This is a genomic window from Mesorhizobium sp. B2-5-4 (assembly GCF_006441095.1).
In the GTDB taxonomy this organism is placed as follows: Bacteria; Pseudomonadota; Alphaproteobacteria; order Rhizobiales; family Rhizobiaceae; genus Mesorhizobium; species Mesorhizobium salmacidum.
The window spans coordinates 149,827-161,977 of record NZ_VFUR01000003.1 but is presented as its reverse complement, the minus strand read 5'-3'; the positions used below and the strand labels follow the sequence as shown (position 1 = coordinate 161,977).

Below are 12,151 nucleotides of genomic sequence, written 5' to 3'. Positions count from 1 at the left end.
GCCCCATAGGCGGCCGCGGCGGCGAAGCGGCGTGAAAGGCAAAGGACGGAGACAATGACCATCAATCTGCAGAAGCCGGACATCACCGAGCTCAAGCCGCGCATCACCGTGTTCGGTGTCGGCGGCGGCGGCGGCAATGCCGTGAACAACATGATCACCGCCGGACTGCGCGGTGTCGAGTTCGTCGTGGCCAACACCGACGCGCAGGCGCTGACCATGTCGAAGGCCTCCCGGCTGATCCAGCTTGGCGCGCATGTCACCGAGGGGCTCGGTGCCGGATCGCAGCCGGAAGTCGGCCGCGCCGCGGCGGAAGAGTGCATCGACGAGATCCTCGACCATCTCACCAACACCCACATGTGCTTCGTGACCGCCGGCATGGGCGGCGGCACCGGTACGGGTGCTGCTCCGGTTGTTGCCCGCGCGGCCCGCGAGAAGGGCATCCTGACCGTCGGCGTCGTCACCAAGCCGTTCCACTTCGAAGGCCAGCGCCGCATGAAAACGGCCGACTTCGGCATCGAGGAGTTGCAGAAATGCGTCGACACCTTGATCGTCATCCCCAACCAGAACCTGTTCCGGCTGGCCAATGACAAGACCACCTTTGCCGACGCCTTCGCGATGGCCGACCAGGTGCTCTACTCCGGTGTCGCCTGCATCACCGACCTGATGGTCAAGGAAGGCCTGATCAACCTCGACTTCGCCGACGTGCGTTCGGTGATGCGCGAGATGGGCAAGGCGATGATGGGCACCGGCGAGGCTTCGGGCGAGGGCCGTGCGATGGCGGCGGCGGAAGCCGCGATCGCCAACCCGCTGCTCGACGAGACCTCGATGAAGGGCGCCAAGGGACTGCTGATCTCGATCACCGGCGGCCGCGACCTGACCCTGTTCGAAGTCGACGAAGCGGCGACCCGCATCCGCGAGGAAGTCGACCAGGACGCCAACATCATCCTGGGCGCCACTTTCGACGAGGAACTCGAAGGCGTCATCCGCGTCTCGGTGGTCGCCACCGGTATCGACAAGTCGGCGGCTGAAATCGCCGCCGCGCCGATTTCGATCCGCACCGCTCCGCCGAAGCCGGCTGCCCGGCCGGCCGTCGCCCCGGTGGAAAGCCGCCCGGCACCGGTCCAGCAGGCGGTGTATGAACCACGCGCCGCCGATCCGGTTGCCGAAGCCATCCAGTTGGCCGAAGCGAATGCCGCGGCCATGGCGCAGGCTCGTCCGGCTCCGGTCGCCCATGCGGACGATTTCCGCCCGCAGAGCAAGATCTTCCAGGCGCCGCCCGCACAGCCGCAGCCGATGGTGCAGCCGGTCGTCCAGCAGATGATGCAGCCGGCTCCGCAGCCGCGCGAAATGCTGCGTGAGGTTCAGCAGCCGGTCGCGATGGCGCCGCAGCGCATGCCGCGCGTCGAGGACTTTCCGCCGGTCGTGAAGGCCGAGGTCGACGCCAAGAGCCGTCCGGTGGACCATGAGAACAGCGGCCCGATGGGTCTCCTCAAGCGCCTGACCAATGGCCTGACCCGTCGCGAAGAGGAACCTGCACGGCTGCAGCCGGCGCAACCGCGCGAGCCCAAACTGCGCCAGGCGGCACCGGAAGTGCGCCGCCTCGCCAGCCAGGACGCGCAGCTCTACGCGCCGCGCCGCGGTCAGCTGGACGATCAGGGCCGCCTGACACCACAGACCAGGGCGACTCAGGACGACGATCAGTTGGAGATTCCGGCGTTCCTGCGCCGCCAGGCCAACTGAGCCGTTAACGGACTGTAACAATTGTTAACAGGCAGGCAAGGAATTGCTTGCCTGTTAACGTTTAAAATACAGCATAATCAACTGGTTATGGTGCCGTACATGTTCCAGTTCGCGGTTACAAAGAGTAAGAAACCGTGATTTGGAGTCTCCTTGCCGGGACATTATCTTCGCTGCCTACCATAGTCGGTATGCCGGGATTTCGGGGGAAGTAGCCCTGCCTGCCGATTTAACAAGAGCCGCGCCCTCGGGCTGGAGAAGCGGACCTAGGCATTACGGGCTCATGGGGATTGTCTTGCACGACCACCAGACGACAGTGAAGACGCGCGCGTCGCTTACAGGCACCGGCGTTCACAGCGGCAAAGAAGTTTCCATCAGTTTCATGCCCGCGGATGCCGATACCGGCATCGTGTTCCAACTCCTTAATGGCGATGGGCAGGGCCGCGAATTTCGCGCCCTGTTCTCCGAGATCGGCGCCACCGACCTTTGCACAATGCTCGGCGATCCCTCTGGCGAGCACATCGCCACGGTCGAGCACATCATGGCGGCCCTGTTCGGGCTCGGCATCGACAATGTCGTCATCGAGATCGACGGCCACGAGGTCCCAATCCTTGATGGCAGCGCCATGGCGTTCGTCGAAGCCATCGACCAGGCCGGCATCGAGGTCTTGGCCGTCAAGCGGCGATATATCAGGGTGGTCAAGCCGGTCCGCATCGAGAACGGCGCCTCCTGGGCGGAGTTCAGGCCTTATGACGGTACCCGTTTCGAGGTCGAGATCGATTTCGAAAGCCCGGCGATCGGCCGTCAGCTCTTCGCATCGGACATCAATGCCGATATTTTCCGCCGCGACATCGCGCGGGCCCGCACCTTCGGCTTCATGAAGGACGTCGAGCGGCTGTGGGCCGCCGGTTATGCGCTGGGATCCTCGCTGGAAAATTCCGTGGTGATCGGTGATGACAACCGCGTCATCAATATGGGCGGCCTGCGCTATCCCAACGAATTCGTGCGCCACAAGACGCTCGACGCCATGGGCGACCTGGCGCTGGCCGGTGCGCGCTTCATCGGCTGTTTCCGCTCCTATCGCGGCGGTCACAGGCTGAACGCCGCCGCGCTGCGGCGCCTGCTGTCGGACCGCACGGCCTTTGAGATCGTCGAGACGACACGCCGGGAGCGTGGCCGGGCCGCCGAGATGAACGCCGTCAACGCGCCGCTCTATGCGCCCTGGATGATCTGATTTTCTTAATCTTTTTCGGATTCCATGGGGCATGGGTGTTGCATGAATGCATCATCCATCAGCGAAATTGCATAGATTTTCACGCCACGGTCCGCCGCCACAAAAATGTGCGATTGGCTGGACATAGCGTTGCCGGGCAAGGCGGTTATGGTTTATGGCTGCGGCCGTCTATTAGTGCATGTCGCTCAAAAGTGGGGATCAGTTTTGGGACAACAGCATGCAAGAGGCATTGAAATAACGCCGAAAGGGCGCAATCCAATCATGTTCTTCAAGCGAGTCGGTCAATCGAAAGCGCCGCAGCGGTCTGTTTTCCTGGCGCTTTCGGTGGTTGTTCCATCGCTCTTTCTGTCGGCCTGCATGTCGTCGGAGAAAGATATCGACTTGTCGACCTATGTCGACCAGACCGAGCCGGCCGACGTTCTCTACAATCAGGGCCTCGCCAACATGAATGCGGGACGCCTGGACGAGGCGAGCAAGAAGTTCGACGCCGTCGACCGCCAGCACCCCTATTCGGAGTGGGCGCGCAAATCGATGGTGATGGGCGCGTTCGCCGACTATCGAAAGGGCAGCTACGACGACGCGATCCAGTCGGCAAAGCGGTACCTGGCGCTTTATCCGTCCACGGATGACGCCGCCTACGCCCAGTACATCATTGGTCTCAGCTACTATCGCCAGATCAAGGACGTGACGCAGGACCAGAAGGAAGCACGCCAGACCCTGCAGACCATGCAAGACCTGGTGACGCGCTGGCCGACGTCGGAATATGTTGACGACGCCAAGGAAAAGATCCGGTTCGCCAACGACCAGCTCGCCGGCAAGGAAATGCAGATCGGGCGCTATTATCTGGAGCGCCGCGAGTACATCGCCGCCGTCAAGCGCTTCCGCACAGTGGTCGAAAACTATTCCAATACCCGCCATGTCGAGGAAGCGCTCGCGCGCCTCACCGAAAGCTATTACGCGATGGGATTGACCTCGGAGGCCCAGACGGCCGCCGCGGTGCTCGGTACCAACTATCCCGACAGCTCGTGGTACAAGGATTCCTACAAGCTGCTGCAGAGCAATGGGCTGGCACCGCGCGAGAATGCCGGGTCGTGGATATCCAAGGCCGGGAAGCTGATTACCGGCGCCTGACCTCCGAGCGAAGCGCGCAGCGCGCTTTTTCGGATTGATCCGAAGCTCAAACAAAAAGATAGTGCGGCGCTGCGACTCCAACTGTCGGGTGCCGCTCCAAATCTTTTTGTTTTCGTGCCTGTCGTTATCCCGAAACCGGGTCCACTTTTTGGGCGGCATGCAATAGGTCCGGTTTCTCATGCTTTCCAGACTGTCGATCCGAGATATCGTCCTGATCGAAAAGCTGGACATCGAATTCCAGCCTGGTCTTTCCGTGCTGACCGGCGAAACCGGCGCCGGCAAATCCATCCTGCTCGACGCCCTGTCGCTGGCGCTAGGCGCGCGCGGCGATGCCTCGCTAGTGCGCCATGGCGCATCCCAGGGGCAGGTCATTGCCGTGTTTGATGTTCCGCGCAACCATCCGGTGCGCGCGCTGCTTGCCGAAAACGCCATCGAGGATGACGGCGACGTCATCCTGCGCCGCGTGCAGACGGCGGACGGCCGTACCCGTGTGTTCGTCAACGACCAGCCGTCCAGTGTGACGCTGATGCGCGACGTCGGCCGCGCGCTGGTCGAGATCCACGGCCAGCATGATGAACGCGCTTTGGTCGATCCCGGCGCACACCGCGATGTGCTCGATGCTTTCGGCGGCCATCTGGGTGCCGTCCGCTCGACCGGCGAGGCATGGCGGCACTGGCGCGCCTGCGAGCAGGAGCTGACGCGCCATCGCGCCAAGGTGGCGGCCGCCGCGCGCGAGGCCGATTATCTGCGCGCCGCGGTCGCCGAACTGACCAAGCTCGATCCGCAGCCCGGCGAGGAAACCGAACTTGCGGAGCTGCGCGCCCACATGATGCGCGCCGAGAAGATCGCCTCCGAAATCCACGATGCGCAGGATGTGCTGTCGGGTCCATCCTCGCCCTTGCCGCAACTGGCCAGCCTGCTGAGGCGGTTGCAGCGCAAGGCGACGGAGGCGCCCGGCCTGCTTGAGGACGTGGTCAAGTCGCTGGATGAAGCGATGTTGTCGCTCGATGCGGCGCAATCGGGCGTCGAGGCCGCGCTTCGGGCCACGGAGTATGATCCACAGCGGCTGGAAAAAGCGGAAGAGCGGCTGTTTTCGCTGCGCGCGGCGTCGCGCAAGCACAGCGTCGCCGTCGACGATCTGGCGCAGCTGCGCGACACGATGGTTGCCGATCTCGCCGATCTCGATGCCGGCGAGGAGCGCCTGCATGGCCTGGAAAGGCAGGCGGCGGCCGCGCGCGAAACCTACGACATCGCCGCCGCACAGCTGTCCTCGCTCCGCCATGCCGCGGCGGTCGGTCTGACCAAGGCTGTGATGGCCGAACTGCCGGCGCTGAAGCTCGAACGCGCGGCCTTCATCGTCGAGATGAAGAGCGAGGCCGAGACGCGCATGGAGGAGGGCATCGACCAGATTGAGTTCTGGGTGCGCACCAATCCCGGCACGCGGCCCGGGCCGATGATGAAGGTCGCGTCCGGCGGTGAGCTGTCACGCTTCCTGCTCGCGCTGAAAGTGGCGCTGGCCGATCGTGGTTCGGCGCCGACACTGGTTTTCGATGAAATCGACACCGGCGTGGGCGGCGCGGTGGCCGACGCCATCGGCCAGCGGCTGGCGCGGCTGTCGAAGCGCGTCCAGGTGCTTTCCGTCACCCACGCGCCGCAAGTTGCGGCGCGCGCGGCGACACATTTCCTGATCTCCAAATCGGGCAGCACCGACCGGGTCGCGACAGGGATTGCCGAGATGGACAGGACGGCGCGGCAGGAGGAGATCGCCCGCATGCTGGCCGGTGCCACGATCACCGACGAGGCGCGCGCCGCCGCCGAGCGGCTGCTGCGCGAGAATACAAACGCGGCATGAGACTATCCGGCGTCATGGGGCGAGTCAGGATATGGCTCCATCCTGCTGTTCAGGAATGATCTTTTCCGAAAACCGGTTCCCACTTTTCCGGATCATGCTCTATGGTGACGCGCCACCGTTCAGGGACAAAAAGCATGGCCGAAAAACCTGTCGATTCGCTCAGCGAAAGCGAGGCTGAAGCCGAACTCCAGCGCCTTGCCGAGGAGATCGCCAGTCACGACCGGCGCTACCATGCCGAGGACGCGCCTGTTATCACGGACGCGGAGTATGATGCTCTGCGGCGGCGTAATCTTGCCATCGAGGAGCGTTTTCCCGGGCTGGTGCGTGAGGATTCGCCCTCGCTCAGGGTGGGTGCCGCACCGGCGGAAGGCTTCACCAAGGTTCGCCACGCCGTGCCGATGCTCAGCCTCGCCAAGGCCTATACCGACGCTGACGTTGCCGATTTCATCGAGCGCGGCCGGCGCTTCTTCGACCGCGACAAGGACCTCGACATCGCCTTCACCGCCGAGCCGAAGATCGACGGGCTGTCGGCGTCGTTGCGTTACGAAAAAGGCGTGTTCGTGCAGGGGGCGACGCGCGGCGACGGCGCTGTCGGCGAGGACATCACCGGCAATCTAAGGACCATCGCCGACATCCCAGCAAGGTTGAAAGGTTCGGGCTGGCCCGAGATCATTGAGATACGCGGCGAGGTCTACATGACCTATGCGGAATTCGAGGCGCTCAAGGCGCGCTCGGCGGCTGTCGGTGGCCAGGATTACGTCAATCCGCGCAATACGGCGGCCGGGTCGCTGCGCCAGAAGGATCCCTCCGTCACCGCCAGCCGCAATCTCAAATTCTTTGCCTATGCGTGGGGTTATACGACGGCGGATCCGGCACCAACGCAGTACGAAGCGGTGCAGAAATTCGCCGATTGGGGTTTCAAGATCAGTCCGCTGATGGTGCGGGCGAAGTCGGTCGAGGAGCTGGTCGCGCATTATCACCGGATCGAGGAGCAGCGCTCGTCGCTCGGCTATGACATAGACGGCGTCGTCTACAAAGTCGACCAGCTGGAGTTGCAGCGCCGTTGGGGTTTCGTCACCGGTGAGCCGCGCTGGGCCGTCGCGCACAAATTCCCGGCCGAACAGGCGATGACGACCGTGCAGAGGATCGACATCCAGGTCGGCCGGACCGGCACGCTGGCTCCGGTCGCGCGGCTGGCGCCGGTGACGGTCGGCGGCGTGGTGGTGGAAAACGTCACGCTGCACAATGAGGACTATATCAAGGGCCTGGACAGCACCGGCCAGCCGATCCGCGACGGTATCGACGTGCGCATCGGCGACACGGTCGTGATCCAGCGGGCAGGGGATGTCATCCCGCAGATCGTCAGTGTCGTCGTCGACAAGCGTCCGCCCAATGCCGTGCCATACGAATTCCCGCACACCTGCCCGATCTGCGGTTCGCCGGCGACACGCGAGATCAACGAAAAGACCGGCAAGGAGGATTCACGGCGCCGTTGTACCGGCGAATTGATCTGCCCGGCGCAAGCAGTGGAAGGGCTGCGCCACTTCGTGTCGCGCGGCGCCCTGGATATCGAGGGGCTGGGCGCGGAGAACATCGATACTTTCTTCAATGCCGGGTTGATCAAGACCGCCGCCGATATCTTCACGCTCAGGGAGCGCCGGCCCGCCGTGACCAAGGCGCTGGCCGAGCGGCGCGAGGAGCAGGCCAGGCAGCGCGAGGCAGCGTCCGGCAAGACCCGCAAGAACGTGCGCAGCGTCGAGGACCGCAACTATGAGGGGCTCGACAAGCTGTTCGCGGCCATCGATTCGCGCCGAGAGCCGGAGCTCGACCGCTTCATTTTCGCGCTCGGCATCCGCCATATCGGCGAGACAACGGCTGCCGTCTTGGCCCGGACATTTTCAACCATCGAGGAGTTGATCCGCGTCGGCAAGGAGACGGCGGCGGCGGCGGATCCGCATGCCGTCTTCCCATCGATCAACGGCATTGGCGATACGGTGATCGATGCGCTGCGCGATTTCTTCGGCAATGAGCGCAATGACGACGTGCTCGAGAAGCTGCTGGAGCAGGTCAAACCGAAGCCGTATATCGTCACCGTCTCGGCCGACAGCGAGGTCGCCGGCAAGACGATCGTCTTTACCGGCTCGCTGGAAAAGATGACGCGCTCCGAAGCCAAGGCAATGGCCGAGCGTCTCGGCGCCAAGGTGGCCGGCTCGGTTTCGGCCAAGACCGATCTGCTGGTGGCGGGACCGGGTGCGGGCTCCAAGCTCAAGCTTGCCAGCGAACTCGGCGTTGAAGTCATCGACGAGGACACCTGGCTGCAGCGGGTCGGCAAGTCGTGACGGGCGAAGCGTTCAAGGGGTTCGGCTCCAAGGCAATTCCGTTCCTGAAGGCATTGGATTTCCACCAGAGTCGCGAGTGGTTCCTGGAGAATCGCGACTTGTTCGAAAAGGAATTGCGCGACCCACTGGGTGATCTCGTCGACACGCTTACGCAGCGTTTTGCGGAAGCCGGCCTCGGTCTGCGCGGCGATCGCAAGAAATCGCTGTTCCGCATCAACCGCGACGTGCGCTTCGCCAAGGACAAGCGACCCTATAACCGACATCTGTCGGCTATCCTGTCGCCGGACGGCACCAAGATGGAGCAGGGCGTGTTCTTCGTCCATATCGGGCTTGAGCGCTGCTTTGCCGGCGTCGCCTGGTGGCAGCCGGCGCCGGAACTGCTGACGGCCATGCGCAAGGCCATCGCGAGCCATCCCGATACGTTTCGCGCCGTGGTGGCGGCGCTGAGGAAAAATGGCCTCGAACTCGATGCCGAAGGCGGCATGAAACGCACGCCGCGCGGCTTCGAAGAGGTCGCCGACGAGGATCTTGTCGCTGCCATCCGCAACCGGCATTTCGCCGTCCGCCACGCGATCGATCCGGCTGGTATCCACGGGCCGGAGCTGGTCGAGGAACTTGTCGATTTCACCTTGCGCGCCAAGCCGCTGCTCGACTGGGGCAGGGCGATCGAGGGCAAGACCGCGAAGGACTGAGCCTCCACGCAAGCGTCGACGATCATTTCCGCTGATCGTTTGGCTCAAGCGAATTCGTGTGACACGGCAACCCATGCCACCTAAATACCGCCACTCCTTTTGTTGTCGTGCATGTCGTTGTCCCAAAACCGCTACGCAGTTTGGGCGACATGCATCAGGAGTGGCCGATGGCGACGGACGTGATTTCTGAGAGCGGCGGCAAAAGCGATTTCTGGCAGGGCGTACGGCTCTCCATGCCGGTCGTGGTGGCGTCGGCGCCGTTCGCCGTGCTGTTCGGCGCGCTCGCCGTCGACAATGGCTTCTCGGTCCTTGAAGCCTTCCTGATGAGCGCGCTGGTCTATGGCGGCGCCAGCCAGATGGTCGGCATCCAGCTGTTCGGCCAGCATGTCGCGCCGTGGCTGGTCGTGCTCTCGATCTTCGCCGTCAATTTCCGCCACGTGCTCTATTCCGCCGGCATCGGCCGGCGCATCGCGCACTGGCCTGTCATCCAGCAGGCTCTCGGCTATTTCATCCTCACCGACCCGCAATTCGCGGTCGCGGAGGCGCGGGCGCAATCCGGACAAACGGTCGGCTTCGCCTGGTATCTGGGGCTTGGCCTGCCGGTCTATCTGTTCTGGATCGTCGAAAGCGCGCTCGGCGCGCTGTTCGGCAAGCTCATCCCGGACACCCATGCGCTGGGCATCGATTTCCTGCTGCCCATCTATTTCCTCGGCCTCGTGATGGGCTTCCGCAAGCGCCCCTTGTGGTTGCCGGTGGTCGTCGCCAGTGCCTGCGCCTCGATCGTCGCTTACAAGACGGTGGGTTCGCCCTGGCACGTCTCCATAGGCGCCGTCGCCGGCGTGCTGCTCGCCGTCATTCTGCCGCCGCGCCACAGCGGCGTGGAGGCAAGGTCATGAGCACAACATTCTGGATCATCATCGCCGGCGCGATCGCCACCTATCTTACGCGCATCGGTGGCCATCTGGTCATCTCTCGCTTCGATCACATCCATCCGCGCGTGGAAGCCGGTCTCAACGCCGTGCCGGCTGCCGTGCTGACGACGCTGGTGGCGCCCGAGCTTCTGAATGCCGGACCGGCGGAGTGGGCAGCCCTGGTCGTCACGGCGGTGGTTTCGCTGCGTGGCGGGCTGATGGCGATGTTTCTGGCGGGCGCGGTGGCGCTGATCCTGGCACGGCAGTTCGTGGGGTAGGGCGCATCGCCCTTGGCGCCTCAAAAATTCAAATCTTCGCGTCGTGCGGCAGCGGTGCTGTCGCCTTTTCCAGCCAGGCGAGCGTTTCGCCGTCGAGCATCGGACCGATCTCGGACAGCACGCGGGCGTGGTAGGTGTCGAGCCAGTGCAGTTCGTCACGTGTCAGCAGGTCCGATCGCACCAGCCTGACGTCGATCGGCGCCAGCGTCAGCGTCTCGAAGCCGTGCATGGCGATGTCGCCGCCCTCGATCTGTTCGGCCGGCGTCACCAGGATGAGGTTCTCGATGCGGATGCCGTAGGCGCCTTCCTTGTAATAGCCCGGCTCGTTGGACAGCATCATGCCCTCGAGCAGCTTTTCGGTGCCGGTGCGGGCGATGCGCTGCGGACCCTCGTGCACAGCCAGGTACGAGCCGACGCCATGGCCGGTGCCATGGGCGAAATCGCAGCCATGCTTCCACAACGCCATGCGGGCGACGGCGTCGATCTCGGAGCCGCGCGTGCCGGCCGGGAAGCGCAGCGTCGAAATGCCGATCATGCCTTTCAGCACCAGCGTGAAGCGCTCGCGCATCTCCTCGGTCGGCTGGCCGATTGGTACGGTGCGGGTGATGTCAGTGGTGCCATCCTGGTATTGCGCGCCGGAATCGAGCAGGAACAGCTCACCAGCCTGCAGCTTGCGGCTGGTGGCGCGCGAGACGCGGTAATGCATGATGGCGCCGTTCGGGCCGGCGCCGGAAATGGTGTCGAAGGAGACGTCGCGCAGCGGCATCTGGGTTTCCTCGCCGGTCTGCCGGCGGGTCTCTTCGAGCCTGGTAACGACCGCGATCTCGTCGAGGGAGCCGGGCTGCTGCCGGTCGAGCCAGCACAAAAGCTTGGCCACCGCCGCGCCGTCGCGGCGATGCGCGGCGCGTGAGCCGTTGATCTCGGCCTGGTTTTTGGTGGCGCGCGGAATACGGGCGGGATCGGGCGCGGCAATCACCGTGCTGCCATTGTCCTCGACCAGCATGCGCAGACGGTCGGCCGCCAGCACCGGATCGAGCGCGATTTTCGCGCCGCTTTTGGCAAGCGCCACGATCGCGGCCTCGAATTCGCCGGGCTCGTGCGGATCGGCGAGCTGGGTGAGGTAGGCCGCCACCTGACGCGAGAACTTGCGTCGATCCATGAAAAGCTGGTGCGATCCGTCGGCGGCGAGAATGGCGAAGCCGAGCGCCAGCGGCGTATGCGGGACGTCGCCGCCACGAATATTGAAGGCCCAGGCGATAGAGGAGGGGTCGGTCAGCACCGCATGGGTGGCGCCGTCCTTGCCGATCGCCGTTGCCAGCCGCGCCAGCTTGTCCTTGGCGAGCTCGCCGGCAAAGCCGATCGGGTGCAGTTCGACCGGGGTTACGGGTGCGGCGGGCTGGTCCTTCCAGATGATGTCGATCGGGTTCCTGTCTAACGGCACCAGCACCGCGCCGGTCTTGTCGGCGGAGGCCTGCAGCGCCTTGACCTCGCCGATCGTGTGCAGCCAGGGATCGAAGCCCAGCCGCGCCCCTTTGCCGATGTTGTCGCTGAGCCAGACAGCGGGCGGATTGTCGACCAGGCTCTCGATCGAAAAGATGCCGAGGTCGACTTCGCCCCGCACCTGCAGCGTGTAACGCCCGTCGACAAAGACGAAGGCGCGGTCGCGCAGCACGACGGCGACGCCGGCCGAGCCGCTGAAGCCGGTCAGCCATTTCAGCCGTGCAGAACGATCGGCGACGTATTCGCCCTGGTGCTCGTCGGCGCGCGGAACGATGAAGCCATCGAGGCCATTGTCGCTGAGCCATTGGCGCAGCAACGCCACGCGTGGCTTGCCGACTGCCGGATCGCCCGCGGAATCGAAGGTCTGGAACATGATGGGCCTCCTGATATCAGCTTGACCGTAGCGCATGGGCCTGGAAATCGGAATCGATTTCCGGCTGGCGCAACCTGCTACAGCATTGCCTGGCTGACAACCAA

Annotated in this window: 9 protein-coding genes; 8 read left to right on the top strand and 1 reads right to left on the bottom strand. The window is 64.2% G+C overall.

All coding sequences use genetic code 11. The annotated features are described in order from the left end of the window. The first annotated feature begins 54 nt into the window (after positions 1-54). The 8 genes from ftsZ to FJ492_RS05315 all read left to right on the top strand — a co-directional run bounded on the left by ftsZ (position 55) and on the right by FJ492_RS05315 (position 10,174). Positions 55-1,740 (top strand): cell division protein FtsZ, encoded by a 1,686-nt coding sequence (ftsZ, locus tag FJ492_RS05350; protein ID WP_140502428.1) that lies wholly within the window; start codon positions 55-57, stop codon positions 1,738-1,740. Between the two features lie 280 nt (positions 1,741-2,020). Next, positions 2,021-2,971, top strand: a complete 951-nt coding sequence (gene lpxC, locus FJ492_RS05345) for a UDP-3-O-acyl-N-acetylglucosamine deacetylase (RefSeq protein ID WP_140768863.1) — start codon at positions 2,021-2,023, stop codon at positions 2,969-2,971. A gap of 261 nt (positions 2,972-3,232) precedes the next feature. Then, positions 3,233-4,102 (top strand): outer membrane protein assembly factor BamD, encoded by an 870-nt coding sequence (locus FJ492_RS05340; RefSeq protein WP_027141655.1) that lies wholly within the window; start codon positions 3,233-3,235, stop codon positions 4,100-4,102. A gap of 178 nt (positions 4,103-4,280) precedes the next feature. Continuing rightward, positions 4,281-5,954 carry a DNA repair protein RecN gene (gene recN, locus FJ492_RS05335; RefSeq protein ID WP_140768861.1) on the top strand — a complete coding sequence of 558 codons (1,674 nt, stop codon included), beginning with the start codon at positions 4,281-4,283 and terminating at the stop codon, positions 5,952-5,954. A 134-nt stretch (positions 5,955-6,088) separates the two neighbouring features. Then, positions 6,089-8,293: an NAD-dependent DNA ligase LigA gene (gene ligA, locus FJ492_RS05330; protein ID WP_140768859.1), complete on the top strand. Its 2,205-nt coding sequence runs from the start codon at positions 6,089-6,091 to the stop codon at positions 8,291-8,293. Beyond that, positions 8,290-8,985, top strand: coding sequence for a TIGR02453 family protein (locus tag FJ492_RS05325; protein WP_140715838.1), 696 nt, complete (start codon positions 8,290-8,292; stop codon positions 8,983-8,985). Before ligA ends, FJ492_RS05325 begins: the two co-directional genes overlap by 4 nt. A gap of 167 nt (positions 8,986-9,152) precedes the next feature. Further along, positions 9,153-9,881: an AzlC family ABC transporter permease gene (locus FJ492_RS05320; RefSeq protein WP_140502434.1), complete on the top strand. Its 729-nt coding sequence runs from the start codon at positions 9,153-9,155 to the stop codon at positions 9,879-9,881. Beyond that, complete coding sequence (locus FJ492_RS05315) at positions 9,878-10,174, top strand: AzlD family protein (protein ID WP_140747450.1); 297 nt, start codon at positions 9,878-9,880, stop codon at positions 10,172-10,174. Before FJ492_RS05320 ends, FJ492_RS05315 begins: the two co-directional genes overlap by 4 nt. 28 nt (positions 10,175-10,202) lie before the next feature. Here the strand turns inward: FJ492_RS05315 and FJ492_RS05310 are convergent, their stop codons facing one another. Beyond that, positions 10,203-12,047: an aminopeptidase P family protein gene (locus FJ492_RS05310; RefSeq protein WP_140768857.1), complete on the bottom strand. Its 1,845-nt coding sequence runs from the start codon at positions 12,045-12,047 to the stop codon at positions 10,203-10,205. Positions 12,048-12,151: the final 104 nt, after the last annotated feature.